The 16,021-nt window shown below is 60.1% G+C and carries 13 protein-coding genes; 5 read left to right on the top strand and 8 right to left on the bottom strand.

Annotated elements, in window-relative coordinates:
- The first annotated feature begins 3 nt into the window (after nt 1-3).
- Genes ACP15S_RS06045 through ACP15S_RS06035 form a run of 3 tightly spaced genes read left to right on the top strand, consistent with a single transcriptional unit; the run spans nt 4 to nt 2,941 of the window.
- Nucleotides 4-1,044, top strand: a complete 1,041-nt coding sequence (locus ACP15S_RS06045) for a Rieske 2Fe-2S domain-containing protein (RefSeq protein WP_425039661.1) — start codon at nt 4-6, stop codon at nt 1,042-1,044.
- A gap of 39 nt (nt 1,045-1,083) precedes the next feature.
- Nucleotides 1,084-1,887: a phytanoyl-CoA dioxygenase family protein gene (locus ACP15S_RS06040; RefSeq protein ID WP_425038673.1), complete on the top strand. Its 804-nt coding sequence runs from the start codon at nt 1,084-1,086 to the stop codon at nt 1,885-1,887.
- A 10-nt stretch (nt 1,888-1,897) separates the two neighbouring features.
- Entirely contained in the window at nt 1,898-2,941 is a 1,044-nt protein-coding gene (locus ACP15S_RS06035; protein ID WP_425038672.1) for a GlxA family transcriptional regulator, read from the top strand.
- Nucleotides 2,942-2,997: 56 nt separating this feature from the next.
- Here the strand turns inward: ACP15S_RS06035 and ACP15S_RS06030 are convergent, their stop codons facing one another.
- On the bottom strand, nt 2,998-4,230 hold the full coding sequence (locus ACP15S_RS06030; RefSeq protein WP_425038671.1) for an aminopeptidase P family protein: 1,233 nt from the start codon (nt 4,228-4,230) through the stop codon (nt 2,998-3,000).
- Nucleotides 4,231-4,701: 471 nt separating this feature from the next.
- Between ACP15S_RS06030 and ACP15S_RS06025 the strand changes: the two genes are divergently transcribed.
- Both ACP15S_RS06025 and ACP15S_RS06020 read left to right on the top strand, forming a co-directional pair.
- Nucleotides 4,702-6,801, top strand: coding sequence for a hydantoinase/oxoprolinase family protein (locus ACP15S_RS06025; protein ID WP_425038670.1), 2,100 nt, complete (start codon nt 4,702-4,704; stop codon nt 6,799-6,801).
- 5 nt (nt 6,802-6,806) lie between these two features.
- Nucleotides 6,807-8,516 (top strand): hydantoinase B/oxoprolinase family protein, encoded by a 1,710-nt coding sequence (locus ACP15S_RS06020; RefSeq protein ID WP_425038669.1) that lies wholly within the window; start codon nt 6,807-6,809, stop codon nt 8,514-8,516.
- Nucleotides 8,517-8,899: 383 nt separating this feature from the next.
- Here the strand turns inward: ACP15S_RS06020 and ACP15S_RS06015 are convergent, their stop codons facing one another.
- The 7 genes from ACP15S_RS06015 to ACP15S_RS05985 all read right to left on the bottom strand — a co-directional run bounded on the left by ACP15S_RS06015 (nt 8,900) and on the right by ACP15S_RS05985 (nt 16,021).
- On the bottom strand, nt 8,900-10,285 hold the full coding sequence (locus tag ACP15S_RS06015; RefSeq protein WP_425038668.1) for an FGGY-family carbohydrate kinase: 1,386 nt from the start codon (nt 10,283-10,285) through the stop codon (nt 8,900-8,902).
- Nucleotides 10,282-10,596 carry an L-rhamnose mutarotase gene (gene rhaM / locus ACP15S_RS06010; protein WP_425038667.1) on the bottom strand — a complete coding sequence of 105 codons (315 nt, stop codon included), beginning with the start codon at nt 10,594-10,596 and terminating at the stop codon, nt 10,282-10,284. Before rhaM ends, ACP15S_RS06015 begins: the two co-directional genes overlap by 4 nt.
- A complete protein-coding gene (locus tag ACP15S_RS06005) occupies nt 10,596-11,582 on the bottom strand; it encodes an ABC transporter permease (protein ID WP_425038666.1) in 987 nt (328 codons plus the stop codon). Before ACP15S_RS06005 ends, rhaM begins: the two co-directional genes overlap by 1 nt.
- Entirely contained in the window at nt 11,579-12,562 is a 984-nt protein-coding gene (locus ACP15S_RS06000; protein ID WP_425038665.1) for an ABC transporter permease, read from the bottom strand. Before ACP15S_RS06000 ends, ACP15S_RS06005 begins: the two co-directional genes overlap by 4 nt.
- Before the next feature lie 12 nt (nt 12,563-12,574).
- On the bottom strand, nt 12,575-14,107 hold the full coding sequence (locus ACP15S_RS05995; protein ID WP_425038664.1) for a sugar ABC transporter ATP-binding protein: 1,533 nt from the start codon (nt 14,105-14,107) through the stop codon (nt 12,575-12,577).
- A 71-nt stretch (nt 14,108-14,178) separates the two neighbouring features.
- Nucleotides 14,179-15,180 (bottom strand): rhamnose ABC transporter substrate-binding protein, encoded by a 1,002-nt coding sequence (rhaS, locus tag ACP15S_RS05990; protein WP_425038663.1) that lies wholly within the window; start codon nt 15,178-15,180, stop codon nt 14,179-14,181.
- A 40-nt stretch (nt 15,181-15,220) separates the two neighbouring features.
- Nucleotides 15,221-16,021: a DeoR/GlpR family DNA-binding transcription regulator gene (locus ACP15S_RS05985; protein ID WP_425038662.1), complete on the bottom strand. Its 801-nt coding sequence runs from the start codon at nt 16,019-16,021 to the stop codon at nt 15,221-15,223.

Here is a 16,021-nt window from a genome sequence, read left to right as displayed (position 1 = left end):
CAGATGTTTTTGAAGAACGCTTGGTATGTCGCCGCGTGGGACCATGAGATTACGCGCGATTTGCAACAGATCATGGTCCTTGGGGAAAAGATCTGCGTGTTCCGGTCTGAGGCAGGGGATCTCGTGGCGCTCGAGGATGCCTGCCCGCACCGCAAGCTGCCCCTGTCCAAGGGGCGGATCAAAGGCGACACGGTGGAATGCGGCTATCACGGGCTTACGTTCAACTGCGCGGGTCAATGTGTCTGGGCGCCGGGCACGGGCAGCATCCCTTCAAATGCCAAAGTCCATGCCTACCCGATGCATGAGAAATACGGGCTTGTCTGGATCTGGATGGGCAACCCGGCGTTGGCGGATCCGTCGGACATTTTCGAGATCGAGAACTATGACAACCCCGATTGGGGCATCAATCGCGGCGCGGCCATGGAGCTTGACTGCAACTACCTGCTGATGTGCGACAACCTGCTTGACCCGACCCATGTGGCCTGGGTTCATCAATCAAGTTTTGCCGCCGATGCCACCAAGGACACGCCGCTCAGGATCACCAAGACCGATGAAGGCGTGATCGTGCATCGCTGGATGATGGATCATGAGCCTGCCCCGTTCTACAAGAAGGTAGTCGAGTTCGAGGGGAACTGTGACCGGCTTCAGCACTATGAGGTCCGCTACCCGTCCCACGCGCTGATCAAGGCTGTCTTCACACCTGCAGGCACTGGCGGGCCGGACGGTCCGCTGCATGAGAAAACCTTCATCATGGACAGCTACAATTTCATGACGCCAACTGACGAGGGCCGCACGCGCTATTACTGGTTCCAGCTGCGCAACATCCGCCCGGATGACGAAGAGCTGTCGAAAATGATGTCAGAGGATGTGCAGCACGCCTTCGAAGAAGACCGTGCCGTTCTCAATGAAGTGCAGCTCGGCATGTCCAACAAGACCTCACCGCATGTCGACTTGCCGATTGATGGCGGGCAGCTGCGCTTTCGCCGACAGTTGCAGGCCATGATCAACGAAGAACACCAGGTTGACCGCCAGATGGCGGAATAGTTTTCACTCCCCCAACAATCGCAACGAGAGGTCAGACCCATGACACACCCTCTTTTGACCCAAGAGCATATCGAGGCCTACGCCCGGGACGGCGTCGTACTGGTGAAAGGTCTGTTCAAGGACCAGGTGGAGCAGCTCCGCGACGGCGTCGCGCGCAACATGGCCGAGCCTGGCCCCTACGCGGCCGAAAACCTCAAGGAAGGCGAAGGCGGGCGTTTCTTTGATGATTATTGCAACTGGACCCGGATCCCCGAGTTTCGGGAGGCCATCAAGGCTTCTCCCGCGGCTGAAGTGGCCGCGGAGCTCATGGGATCGCGAACCGTCCAGATGTTCCATGATCATGTGCTTGTGAAGGAGCCCGGCACCTCCAAGCCCACGCCTTGGCATCAGGATGCGCCCTATTACTTTGTCGAGGGGCAGCAAACCGTGAGCTTCTGGTCGCCGCTCGATCCCGTGCGCGAGGCCTCTTTGCGTTGCGTGGCCGGTTCGCACCTGTGGGAAAAGGCGGTCCTGCCAACGCGCTGGCTGGCCGAAACGAGCTTTTATCCGAACGACGATGAATATATGCCTGTCCCCGATCCGGATGCGGAAGGCATGGACATCCGCGAATATGAGATGGAGCCGGGCGATGCCGTCGCGTTCAACTACAAGACCCTGCATGGCGCGCGCGGCAATGAGGCGGGCACGCGCCGCCGGGCCTTCTCCCTGCGCCTCCTCGGGGACGACGCGCGCTACATTGAGCGCCCAGGGCCAACATCGCCTCCCTTCCCCGGGCATGATATGAAAGAAGGTGAGCGTTTGCGGGAAGACTGGTTCCCGATGCTTCTGGAGAGAACCGACTGAGGGGGCAATTGTGAGCAAAAATGAAGGCAGGGACACAGGTCGGCCCGATCTCGTGCCAGAAGGCGCATTCAGCTACCCGATCAAAGCCGCAAAAGAGACCCGATGGTTCGGCTTCCTGCTTCTGCCCCAGTTCACCTTGCTTGCCTTCAGCGCCGCACTCGATCCATTGCGCATCGCCAATCAGCTGGCGCAAAAGCCGCTTTATGGATGGTTGGCGATATCTGACGACGGAAGGACGGTCTCCTCCTCGTCAGGGATTGATATCGACGTGCATGCAAACCTGCGCGCGCTGACGCCGGACACCTATCTCTTTGTCTGCTCCGGCAACAACGGCATTCAGGCGGCCTCGGAGGATGTTCTGGGAGGCATCAGGCGCCACGTCCGCTTTGGCGGCGCGGTCGGCGGGATCTGCACTGGCGCTGCGACCCTGGCGCGGGCAGGCCTACTGAAGGGCAAGAGGTTCACGCTGCATTGGGAGAACCAGCCCGGTTTTATCGAGGAATTTCCTGATCTGGCCCCCACGCCGCAGCGGTTCGAAAAAGACGGAACACTTCTCACCTGCGGAGGTGGTGTTGCCGCGACCGAGTTGATGGTCTCCATTATCGCAGAGGACTACGGAGAGGACTTTGCTATCGCGGTCTCTGACATGTGTCTGAACGGGCCGGATATCACGACGCGCAGCGAACAGCGCTCCTCCATCGCCAAGGCCATCAGCTCGCGCAATCCACGTATCCTGGCCGTTTTGCGGGCGATGTACGACAATATCGAAAATCCCCTGACGCTGGATGAGCTTGCGATCCGCGCGGGAATTTCGCGCCGCCAGATCGAACGTCAGTTCAAACAATTGCTGAATGAGGCTCCCGCACAAACCTATCGCAATATCCGGTTGGATCGCGCGCGCACATTGCTGACGGAGACCAATCTCAGCGTTATGGAAATCGCCGTAGCGGCGGGCTTCAATTCCAACAACGTCTTTTCGCGCCATTACAAAGCCCGGTACGGGGAGACACCTTATGGGCACCGCGGGCGCCTGAAAGCCCGGGACGATCGCTGAACGCCCCGGGGTGGGTATGAGCAACCCGGGCCGCTCATACCTTTATTCCGATTCGATCACCCGACGACGTTGTGCTCCGGGCCGTAGGGGAAGCCGGTGATGTTTTCATTGCCGTCTTCCGTGATCACAAGGATATCGTGCTCCCGGTAGCCCCCCGCGCCGGGCTGGCCATCGGGAATTGTGAGCATCGGCTCCATCGAGATCACCATGCCGGGCTCGAGCACCGTGTCGATGTCCTCGCGCAGCTCCAGACCTGCTTCCCGGCCGTAGTAATGCGACAGCACACCGAAAGAGTGGCCATAGCCAAAGGTTCGGTATTGCAGCATGTCGCGTTCTGCGAAGAAGTCGTTGATCTTGTGCGTGACCTCAGCGCAGGACACGCCGGGCTTGAGCAGGCTCATCCCGTATTCATGGGCGCCGACGTTGGCCTCCCAGACCTTGAGGCTCGCAGGATCGACCTCTTCGACAAAGAGCGTACGCTCCAGCGCAGTGTAGTAGCCTGAGATCATCGGGAAGGTGTTGAGGCTCAGGATATCGCCGCGCTCAAGCTGCCGCGTGGTGACGGGGTTGTGCGCGCCATCGGTGTTGATGCCAGACTGGAACCAGACCCAGCTGTCGCGGATCTCGCTGTCGGGGAAGCGCTTGGCAATCTCCAGCTCCATCGCATCGCGGCCCGCCATGGCGATATCGACCTCGCGCGCGCCTGCCTTGATGGCATCGCGGATGGCATAGCCGCCCACATCCGCCGTGTTGGCACCGGCGCGGATCAGCTCGATCTCAGCGGCGGATTTGTGCATGCGCAGGCGCATCGTCGCGGGCGCGATGTCCTTCTTGCCCGACGGCTTGAGGAACGCGTCCAGCAAGCCAAGCTGGGTGTAGGAGATATGATCACCTTCAAAGCCAACGACCTTGCCCGAGCCCACCACCGAGTGGATCGCGCGCCAGTAATTGTTCCGCTGCCAATCGGTGTAGGTGATGTTGTCGCCATAGCCGCGACGCCAGGGCTGGGCCGCATCGATGCCCGCGCTGAAGGTCACGGTCTCGGTGGCCGTTACGACCTGCGCATAAGGCCTGCCAAACGAGCAATACAAAAAGCCCGAATAATAAGCGACATTGTGCATCGAGGTCAGCACGCAGGCATCAACGCCCTCATCGGCCATGACCGCGCGCAGCTTGGCCAGCCGCGCTTCATATTCGGCATCAGCGAAAGGCAGCACCTTTTCGCCCTGGTGAAAACGGTAAAAGTCGGGGCGCTGACCCGCGACGCCAAAGTTGGATGCTCCGTCCATCGGTTCACTCCTGTTCAGGCCGCTTTTGGTGATGAGGAGTGCCCTGCAGTCCGGTTGCACCTTCCCCCACCGTTAAACGGCAAAGCAAGATCCCGGCGTTCAGGATTTTTGGTTTGGGATGCTCTGACCGAGTTTCCATCAGCGACGACGCCATCGTCGATCCCACGGGGCATCCTTAGACGCAAAGCTCTTTTCGATCAAGAATTCTGGCACTAATTCGGCTGGAAAATTTGCAATGTTTTGCCCGCCGCAAACTGTGCTTCGCGCTTGGCAGAGACATGTGCAGTCCAGACCCGATCTCAGTTGCATTGGGCTTTGGGGAAGCATCAGCGCCACCTTTGATGACGGCCATATCGTAAGCCCCATGCAGCGATGTGCGGTTCCGGTCTTTCACGCACGAGACCGCAATTGATTTGATTTCCCCGCGCGACTGTCGTCATGTCAGCGCATAGGGCGCAAAGGGAGGTGTCGATGAAGGCCGGGTCTGTTCGCATGGGGGTCGATATTGGCGGCACCTTCACGGATGTCGTGCTCGAACAAGGCGCGACACGCGTCTCGGTCAAGGTGTTGACGACCTATGCCGCCCCGGAGGACGCGATCATCGACGGGATGCATCAGGCCTGCGCCAAAGCGGGCATCGCACCGTCTCAGATCGAGCAGATCATACATGGCACGACGCTGGCCACCAATGCGCTGATCGAGCGGCGCGGCGCCAAGACCGCGCTGATCACGACCGAAGGGTTTCGCGATGTGATCGAGATGCGCACCGAGTCGCGCTTTGAGCAATACGATCTCAACCTCAACCTGCCCGACCCGCTGCTGCCGCGCCATGTGCGCTTTACCGTCCCGGGCCGTGTGAATGCCAGGGGCGAGATTCTGGTTGCTCTTGAGCGCGCCGATGTCGAGGCCGTGGTCGAGCGCATTGCGGAAGCGGGCTTCAAAAGTGTCGCCGTTGGTTTGATCCACTCCTACCTCAACCCCGCCCATGAAGTATTGGTGCGTGATGTGCTGGCAGAACGTCTGCCCGATGTCTCGGTCTCGATATCGTCCGAGGTCTCGCCGCAAATGCGCGAATATGAACGGTTCAACACGGTTGTCGCCAACGCCTATATCAAACCGTTGATGGCCTCTTATCTCGGGCGTCTGGAAGAGCGGCTGCGCGGCGAAGGCGTGGGCTGTCGCATCTTTCTTATGCATTCGGGCGGCGGGATCATCTCGATCCAGAATGCGGCAGATTTCCCGGTGCGACTGGTGGAATCAGGCCCCGCAGGCGGTGCAGTCTTTGCGGCGCACATCGCGGCGCGCTACGGGTTGGACAAGGTGCTCTCCTTCGACATGGGTGGGACCACAGCCAAGATTTGCCTGATCAAGAACCAGACTCCCAAGACCAGCCGCGTCTTCGAGGTGGCCCGCACGTATCGCTTCAAGAAGGGATCGGGGATGCCGATCTCCATTCCCGTGATCGACATGGTGGAAATTGGCGCGGGCGGTGGAAGCCTGGCCCATGTGGACGCCCTGCGCCAAATCCGTGTCGGGCCGGAAAGCGCGGGCTCCGAGCCCGGCCCGGCCTGTTACGGTCGCGGCGGCGCGCGCCCCGGTGTCACGGACGCTGATCTTGTGCTGGGCAAGCTGGACCCCGAGAATTTTGCAGGCGGATCAATTGTTTTGCACCCTGAGAGCGCCCGGGCCGCGCTGACTGACCATGTCGGTGAGACGTTGGACATGGACGCGACTGAGGCTGCCTTTGGTGTGGCCGAAGTGGTCGACGAAAACATGGCCAATGCCGCCCGTGTCCACGCCGTCGAGAACGGCGAGGATTTGAGCGAGTACACGATGATCGCCTTTGGCGGTGCCGCCCCGCTGCATGCGGGCAGGCTTTGTGAGAAGCTTGGCGTTGCACGCCTTCTGGTGCCGCCCGGCGCGGGCGTCGGCTCTGCCATCGGATTTCTGCGTGCGCCTTTCAGCTTTGAGGCCAATCGGTCGGTCTATATGAAGCTGAGCGACTTCGATCCGGGAAAAATCAAAACCCTCCTGAGCGATCTTCAGACCGAAGCCACCGGCTTTGTCCGCACCTGTGACGCGGTCAGCCCGATCCTGTCGGAGTTCAAAGTCTATATGCGCTACACAGGTCAGGGCTGGGAAATCCCGATTTCACTGACCGAAGAACAGGCCATGACCCCCGATGCCGCGACCTTTGAGGCGCGCTTTGAGGAAGACTACACCAAACTCTTTGGCCGCCCCGTCGCCGGGATGGATATCGAGATAACGGTGTGGTCCGTGAATGCCACGACTCCCCCTGAAGACGTCGCACGCATTGAGACAACAGACGGCAGCGCGCCCGTCGCGACGGGCAGCACGCGGCCCATCTTCGATGCGGCGGGAGGCGCTTATCTCGACGCGCATGTGATTGACCGGCACGCCATGGGCACGGGTCAACGGGCGCAAGGCCCGGCGGCTGTGACCGAAGCCGAAACCACCATCATCGTGCCCGCCAGCCGCGACGCGATCTGCCAGCCCGACGGCTGCATCGATGTCGTCGCGCGCAAGCCGAGCAAAGACCCGAAAGGATAAGACCCATGGTACAAGAGCATTCCAAGGTCGTCTATCAGGTCATGTGGAACCGCCTGATCTCTGTGGTTGAGGAACAGGCGCAGGCGCTGGTCCGCACGGCCTTTTCAACCTCGGTGCGCGAAGCGGGCGACCTCTCGGCTGGCGTCTATGACACCCATGGCACCATGCTGGCCCAAGCCGTGACCGGCACCCCCGGTCATGTGAACGCCATGGCCGATGCCGTGGCCCATTTCATCCGCCGGATCGGGCGAGACAACATGTTCGAGGGCGATGTCTACATCACCAACGACCCTTGGGAAGGCACCGGCCACCTGCACGATATCACGATGGTCACCCCGTCGTTTCACGAGGGCGCTCTGGTCGGCTTTTTCGCCTGCACAGCGCATATCGTTGATATTGGCGGCCGTGGTTTTGGCGCCGATGCACAGAGTGTCTACGAGGAAGGCCTCTACATCCCGATCATGAAGTTTGCAGACAAAGGCGTTGTTGATGAGACGCTGGTGCGGATCATCCGTGGCAATGTCCGAGAGCCAGACCAGCTCATCGGCGATGTCTATGCGCTGGCCACCTGCAATGAGATTGGCCACAGGCGGCTTGTGGCGATGATGGAAGAGTTCGGCCTGGCCGATCTGGACGAGATTGCCGCGTTCATCCTAGACAATTCGCGCCGAGCGACACTCGACGCCATCGCCGCCCTGCCCCAGACCTCTGCCAGCGGCGAGATGACGATGGATGGCTTTGACGTGCCCATCACGCTCAAGGTGAACATCAGCATCAAGGGAGACCGGATCGTCACGGACTTCACCGGCACATCCGGGATCGACAGGAAAGGCATCAACTGCCCGCTGGTCTACACAAAAGCTTATGCCTGCTATGCCTTGAAAGTCGCCATCGCGCCCGAGATCCCAAACAATGCCGCTTCGCTGGCGCCCTTTGAGGTCACCGCGCCGGAAAACACCATCGTGAACGCGCTGCATCCCGCGCCCGTCGCGCTGCGCCACATTGTGGGGCATTTCGTTCCCGATGCGGTCTACGACGCGTTCGACAAGATCGTTCCCGGACTGGTCCCAGCCGAGGGCGCAGGATGTCTGTGCAATTTCCAGGTGAGCCTGCGCCCCCGCAGCGACGCCCCTGCCCCTGCGGATGCCAAGCGCGCCGAGGTCCTGACTTTCAATTCGGGCGGTTCGGGCGCGCGCCCTGAGCATGACGGGATGAACGCCACGGCCTTTCCGTCCGGCGTCATGACCATGCCCATTGAAGCCACGGAACACGCAGGCCCCGTCATCATCTGGCGCAAGGAGCTGCGGCCCGACAGTGGCGGTGCGGGCAAAACGCGCGGCGGTCTGGGCCAATTCATGGAAGTGGGCGCGCAAGAGGGTCACGAGTTCGATATTCAAGCCATGTTCGATCGCAGCCAGCATCCCGCGCGGGGCCGTCGCGGCGGCTTGAGCGGCGCGCCAACGACAATTGCGCGAGACGACGGGGCGGAGATGCGTGTCAAAGGCAAGCAATTTGTGCCCCACGGGCGCAGAGTGATGATGGCCTTCCCCGGCGGCGCGGGCTACGGCGATCCGGCTGAGCGCCCCAAAGAGCGCGTGAAGCGTGATCTTGCCCTCGGATATATCTCGCCCGAGACCGCCGCGCAGGACTATGGCCTCTCTGCGGATGAGATCGCCGCCGTCCAATCCGCCGTTGCAAAAGGCCAGCAGATATAGCCACACCGCACATATGACGCCGGCGTTGCGACGGCACCTGATTTGAACGCTTCCCGGCGATGAAGTGGCTCATGCTGACTGGTGCCGCAAGCAGGTTTGGCGGGTATGCGACGCATTGGTTTATTGCTCCCGTCGATACGGTGGCGTGGATTGAGCCTTCGGTGGCGCAAATGAAAGCAGATGCGCGCGCTGCGTCAGAATTCGGCTCGGGCGTTCTGCGGCCCCGTCGTCACGTAATACAAATCGGGATCCGTCGCCCATTTGTCCACGGCCAGTCGCTGAACCCCGCTTTGGCGTGCAGATAAGCGTCGGGGATATTGCCTTGATGTTGTGCGCACATCCAAGTGCCTCGCGGGATCACGGGGGATTGGCGGCAATGATCATCACGTCACACGGCCTCGCACCCTGTCCCGCCAAAGGGTTGCATAGGACATGAGCGCTTCGCGTCGGTCCGAACCGATCAAGACCGGATGTGCCTGCACCGGCGGCGGAACAGATGGCCCGGGAGCAAGGAGAGCCGCTCCCGCGCTGGTTCCGGTCGTGCCGAGCGCGCGATAGACGTCAGAGCCTGTCACGACGCTCAGCATATCGAGGAAGATCGAATTGCCCGCAAAGGGCCCTTCGACAATGATCTTGCCCTCCTGTCCGATATTGGAGAGGCATTCCGCAGTCACAAGTGCCAGATAGAGCGCCACGGCGGCGCCCCGCGCGCCTGTGCCGCGCTGAGGTTCTTCACCAATCCAAAGCGCCGTCTGCCCCTTGAAAGGCCCGGTGTCTGACACGACGGCGGGCAACAGCGTGATCTCCTCTCCAAGGATCGTCTCCAGATCCTGTTGCGTGGGATCCGGGTACGGGCCTGCGGTTGCCAGATCGTGTTCGCGTCCGCCCATGAAACGCGCCGAGGGCGCCGGTTGGCCTGTGGCTGTTACATTGATCAGCGTATCGCGGTTTGGATCCAGTGACCGCACCCTGCCACCAATCGACATGGCGATGACCCATGTTCCCGTCGACACTACGCTGAAAGGTGGCGTTTCGCTCAGAACATAAGGCAGGAGCGACGCATTGGAATCGTGAATGCCGCAATAGACCGGCGTCTCAGGCGCAAGCCCGGTTGCGTCGGCGACATGGGGCAGGATTGGGCCCAGGATATCCGAGGGTGCGCGCACAGGCGCCAGCTTGGATGCAAGACCAAATCCGTCCACCAGAGAGGACAATGTCGCATCTGTCGGGTTCCAAAGGTCACTATGGCAACCCAAAGAGGTCGGATCCGTCGCCGTCACACCGGTCAGCCGCGCCCCCCAGAATTGCGGATAGGTGACGATCTGATGCGTTCTGTCCTTGAGACCGGGATCGCTCTGAAACTGCCAAAACAGCTGTGCGCCGATGTTAAGACCACCTGCCAGTCGCGGCGATCCTGTCTCGGCAAACGGGGGGCGGATGGCGTCATACGCCGCTGCTGTGTCGTCGGGTCCTGCATGTTCGTAATCAAGGATCGGTGCGGCAAGCTGCCCATCTTTCGACAGCAGCGCGGCGCAAGCGCCATGGGTTGTGACAGAAATGGCCTCAATGCCATGGGCTGCATGAAATGCGCGCAATCCCTCCAGAAGAAAGCGCCAATGCCCCTCGACATCGAAATGCGGCCAGGGCGGGCCGGGAATGCATGTGTTGGGCCGTGTGATGACAGCGATCTCGGACAGGGTCTGCCGATCCACAAGCACGAGCTTTGCGTTGGTTTTGCCAATATCTATGACTGCTAAATGGCGCGTCATGGCATGTGAAAGACGCATTCAAGGGGGCGCGCGACAGGCGCGTTGTCGGAATGCGTTTCCATGATATCCGCCATATGCGCCCACCACTTTTGCATGATGGGATGGTTTGGCAGGTCATCCATGCCATGGCCCTGTTCGCGCCAAAGAACGCCAAAGAGGATGTGGGTTTCGGGATCGAAGTGTATTGAGTAGTCGCTCACGCCTGCATCTTTCAAAAGCGCGGACAATTCCGGCCAGATCTCATCGTGGCGTCTGATATATTCGGCACGGCACCCCGGATTGAGCTGCATTTTGAAGGCATATTTCTCCATCACCGCCCCCGCCACATCGACCACAAGCGCGGCAAAGCGATGACCCCGATCAAAAGCGCCCCGATCACGATGGACATTACAATGCCGGGCACGTTGAGGAGCCCAAGCCCGAACGTCACCAGCCCCATGACGAAGGCCGCGATCACAACACCCAGTATGGTGCCCGAGCCGCCGAGGATACTGACGCCCCCCAGAACCACCATTGTCACGATCTCCAGCTCCCACCCCGTCGCGATGGACGGGCGGGTGGAGCCCAGCCGCGCCGTCAGACAAACCGCTGCCACGCCGGACATGAGGCCCGTGAGAAGAAACAGAATGAACTTCACCCGCGGGACGCGAATACCCGAAAACATGGCGCCGGTTGCATTATTGCCTATCGCATAGACCGCGCGGCCAAAGTTGGTCTTGTGCAATACAACGGCGTAGATCAGCGCAATGACCCCGAAGAGCACGAACTCAAAAGAAATGACCCACCAGACATAGCCCTGCCCGAACCATGAGAAACTATCGGGGTACCCGCGATAGGCCTGGTCGCCCAGAACGATGAAACTGATGCCACGAAAGAGGCTCATCGTCCCGATGGTCACCACAATGGAAGGCAGGCCCATCCGCGTGACCAAAAGCCCGTTGAACGCACCGCACAACAGCCCGACGCCCAGCCCGATCAGCACAAGCCCCGGCGTGCCCACGCCCATCTGAACAGCCGCCCCCATGGCCGTGGACGCCAGCGCAATGATCGAGGCGACCGACAGGTCAATCTCACCTGAGATAATCAGCAGCGCCATCGCAAAGGCGATCATGGCTTTTTCCGTGAAATTGAACGTGGCGTCGCTCAGGTTCCACGCATTCAGGAAATAGGGAGACGCAAAGCTGTTGGCCACAAAGATGGCAATGGCCACCAATAGCAAAAGGGTCTCCCAGCTCTTCAGCCGTTGCTCCAGAGGAGACCGCAAGCGGTCGGGGACGAAACGATCGGTGGTGCTCATGTGGCCTGCTCCGCGCGTTTGAGGATGATCCGGCCTTTTTCCCGGTTGGCCTGTGCATTCAGGGCCACCGCGATGATGATCGCGCTGCCTGAGATCGCGAGTTGCCAGAAGGGGGAAATATCAACGACCGGCAAGGCATTCTTGATGATACCCAGAAACAAGGCGCCCAGAAGCGCGCCTGCGACCGTGCCGATGCCCCCCATGATCGACACCCCGCCAATAACGCAGGCAGCCACAACATCCAGCTCAAATCCACCGGCGATATCCACATATGAGACGGCAAAACGAGAGACCCACAAATACCCTGTCAGCCCGGCCAATGCGCCCGAAATTGTAAAGGCCCAGAATTGGGTTTTTCCGACATTGATCCCGGCATAAGTGGCCGCATGGGGGTTGCCGCCGGCGGCATAGAAGGCCCGGCCCAGTGTGGTTCGCGTCATGACAATCGTGAAGAGTATGACCGCAAGAATTGCGATCCATCCCAAAACAGGCAGACCCAATAGCTCGGTGCGCGGGAAGGCCTTGAACGCGGGGCTCATTTCGTGGCTGTTGACCCATTTCCCATCCGAGATGACGAAGATCAGGCCCCGGAAGATCGTCATCGTACCCAATGTGACGACAATGGGGGGGATGGCCAGTTTCCAGACCAGCAGGCCGTTGATCATGCCGAGAACCATCCCGAGACCCACGGCGATCATCAGGATGAAGACAATGGGCAAGCCCGGCATCGCCACATTGAGCATCGAGACGACCATACCCGTCAGCGCCAGATTGGCCGCAACGCTGAGGTCGATGCATTTGGTCAGAATGACAATCATCTGTCCGATGGCCAGCAGGATCAGTGGCGATGTATCATTGAAGACATTGGCCAGATTGCCCGGGGCAATAAAGGCAGGAAAGCGCGACGAGATCAGCGCCAGCAACACAGCGATGGCGCCCACAAGAAGGGCTTCGCGAGATGTCAGAATGCGTTTGAGCATGAGCGGTCCCTTCTAGATACCAGCGGCGTGACGGACGAGCGTTTCGGGCTGTAACTCCGCCTCGGACAGCTCTGCCACCATCCGGCCCTCGCGCATGACGATGACCCTGTCTGACATGCCCAGCACTTCGGGGATTTCCGAGCTGACCATGATGACCGCGAGCCCCTGGCCCGCCAATTCCGCCATGAACTCGTGCACGGCAGCCTTTGATCCGATGTCGACGCCTTTGGTCGGCTCATCAAGGATGATGACCTTGGGCTGGGTCGCGAGCCATTTCGCTATGACCACCTTTTGCTGATTGCCGCCCGAGAGGTTGCCCACATGGGTATCAAGCGACGCTGCGCGCAGATCCAGCCGCTCTGTGTATTCCCGCGCCAGCCTGAATTCCTCGGCAAGCGCCAGAAAGCCCCTGCTGGAGATGCGCCCCAGTGAGGGCAAGGTCACGTTCTGAAAAATGGGCAGATCAAGGATGGCGCCCTGTTTGCCGCGATCCTCTGGCACATAGACAATGCCGTTGGCGACCGCATCCGCTGGCGACATGATCCGGACCTTCTGCCCGTCAATCTCGACCTCACCGGCCGAGGCACGCGTGATGCCAAACAGAGCTTGCATGAATTCGGACCGTCCCGCCCCCACGAGGCCATAAAACCCCAGAATTTCGCCTTTTCGCAGAGTAAACCCGATGTCTTCGAATTCCGTTGGATGACAATAGCCGGTCACTTGCAAGATCGTGTCACCGGGATGGGCCGCGCGCTGGGGAAAAATCTGACTGACATCCCGGCCCACCATCATTTTCACCAACTCCGCCTCGCTGACATCGGCAATCGCACCATGACCAATCAACTGCCCGTCGCGAAAGACCGTGTAATTGTCCGCGATGCGAAAGATCTCATCGAATTTGTGGCTGATGAACAGGATCGCCTTTCCCTGCGCCTTCAGGCTTTCGACAAGCTCATAAAGCTCCTCGATTTCCTTGTGCGAGAGCGCGGCAGTGGGTTCGTCCATGATGACGACACGGGCATCGATCGATAGCGCGCGCGCGATCGCCACGAGGTGTTTGCTGGCAATGCCCAGATCCTTGAGCTTGTGTTCGGGATCGATTGTCGCGCCGATGCCAGTCAGGATCTCTCCGGCTTTGCGGGTCATCGCTTTCACATCGATCAACCCAAATGCGCCGCGCGGCGCATGGCCCAGAAAGATGTTTTCCGCCACGGACAATTCATCAAAGAGGACCGTTTCCTGATGAATGGCTGTGACACCGTGATCAGAGGCCGCCTGCGGGGCGGGAAATGCTGTGGGCTGTCCATCCATGAGGATTGTGCCGGCGTCGGGCTGGTAGATGCCGGTCAGGGTCTTCACGACCGTTGACTTGCCAGCGCCATTTTCGCCGATGAGCGCCGTGACCTTGCCCGGATAGAGCTCCAGCGACACGTCCGAGAGGGCTTTCACGCCCGGAAATGTCTTGGTGATCCCGTCCAGCGCAAGGATCGCCGCCTGCGTGGAAATGGCGGCCGGCGCACGTCTGGTGTCCGCTTGGTGTAACATCGAAAAACTCGGCTGAGGGATCGAAAAGCCTGCGCAGCGCGATGGTGCGCGCTGCGCAGGACAGGAGAGGCTTAGAAAATCGACTTGAACTGGTCGATATTGGACGCGTCGTAGATGAACGGATCGGCCATCGCGGCCTCGTTCTTGTCGTCCAGCGTGATGCTGCCCACGCGGCCAATCGAAATCTCCGCACCAGGTTCCGCCGTGACAGCGCCCGAGGCGAGCGCATGGGCAATCATCGCTGCCGAGTAGCCCAGATCAATCGGGTTCCAGATGGCAAAGGATTGCGACGCGCCGCTCTCGATGGCACCGGCCATCTCGGAGGGCAGCCCGAGACCTGTCACATTGACTTCGCCAACCTTACCCGCATCCACCACGGCCTGCGCCGCAGCCACAATACCCACGGACGTGGGCGCAATGATCGCGTCAAGATCGGGATAGGATTGCATCAGGCCCGTCGCCTCACGGTAGGATTTGTCCGCAAGGTCGTCGCCATAGACTGTCGTGACGACATTGATGCCGGGGTAATTGCCCATGACCTTCGTCATCTCTTCGATCCAGATGTTTTGGTTCGTGGATGTTGTTGTGGCCGACAGAACCGCCACATCTCCGCCATCGGGCAGATGATCGGCAGCCAGCTTGATGATCATATTGCCGATCAGCGCATTGGACGACGGGTTCAGATGCATCATGCGGCCTTCTTGGGCCACACCGGAATCCCAGCTGATGACCGTGATCCCGCGCTGCATCGCCTTTTTGAGGGTTGGAACGAGCGCATCCGTATCATTGGCCGATACGGCAATGGCGTCCACGCCCTGTGCGATGAGGGAATTTATCACCTCAATCTGGCCCTCGGCGGTCGTGTCCGTCGGACCGGTATAGATGATCTCGACATTCCCCAATTCCTTGGCGGCCTCCTCGGCTCCTTCCGCTGCGGCCTCGAAGAACCCGATGCCAAGCGCTTTCACAACCAGCGCAATGCGCATGTTGTCCTGCGCCATGGCTGTGGTGCCAAACAGGGTGGCCGCCAGGCTGAGACCTGCTGTGAGTTTGGTAAACGTGCGACGTTTCATTTGGAATCCTCCCTAAATACGTTCGCTATGACGGTCCCCTTCAGGAGGCCGCCGACCTGTGAGCGCTACCGGCTGGGGTAACGATCATCTTTACTTCAGCGGCCTCGAGCATCGCGGCCGCCTTGTCTGAGATCTGGTCATCTGTAATCACCGTCGTGATCCGGTTGAGCGGGCACAGGACGAGGCTCGAGCGCTGCTCGAACTTCGTGCTGTCAGCCAGAACGACAAGTTCATCGGCTTGCCCAATAAGCTTTTGCTCCGCCTGAATAAGCAGTGGATCCGCCTCCATGAGCCCCAGTGGCCCAAGCCCCTGCGCGCCCATGAACATGCGCCGCGCACAGAAATTGCGCGTCACATCATTGTCGAAGGGTGACAGGATGATGTTCTGCTCGCGGTAGATCGTTCCACCAGACAACATGATGGTATTTTTCGAATGCTTCAGCAGATGCTCTGCAATCGGAAAGGAATTGGTGAAGACCTGCAAACGTCGACTGGCCAAGGGGTGCACCATCTGGAAGGTCGTTGTCCCGCCATTGATGATGATCGCATCGCCATCCTCGCACAGCTCCACGGCTGCCGCTGCAATCGCCTGTTTTTCTTCAATCCGCATGGTCTCATTGACCGAGAACGGACGCCCGACAAGCCCCACGACCTGCGGTGGGTTCAGGGCCTCTGCCCCACCGCGCACGCGCCGGAGTTGGCCGTCCTTGTCCAGGGTTGCGATGTCGCGCCTGATTGTCGCCTCGGAGGCACCGGTCAGTTTGCACAGGTCAACCACCGTCACAACCGGCCGTTCTTCAACCGCAGACAGGATGATCGTGTGGCGCTCTTTCTCGTGCAT

The sequence above is a fragment of the Primorskyibacter sp. S187A genome, from assembly GCF_049800955.1.
Taxonomy (GTDB): domain Bacteria; phylum Pseudomonadota; class Alphaproteobacteria; order Rhodobacterales; family Rhodobacteraceae; genus JAKVBH01.
This window is presented reverse-complemented; position numbering and strand designations above follow the sequence as displayed.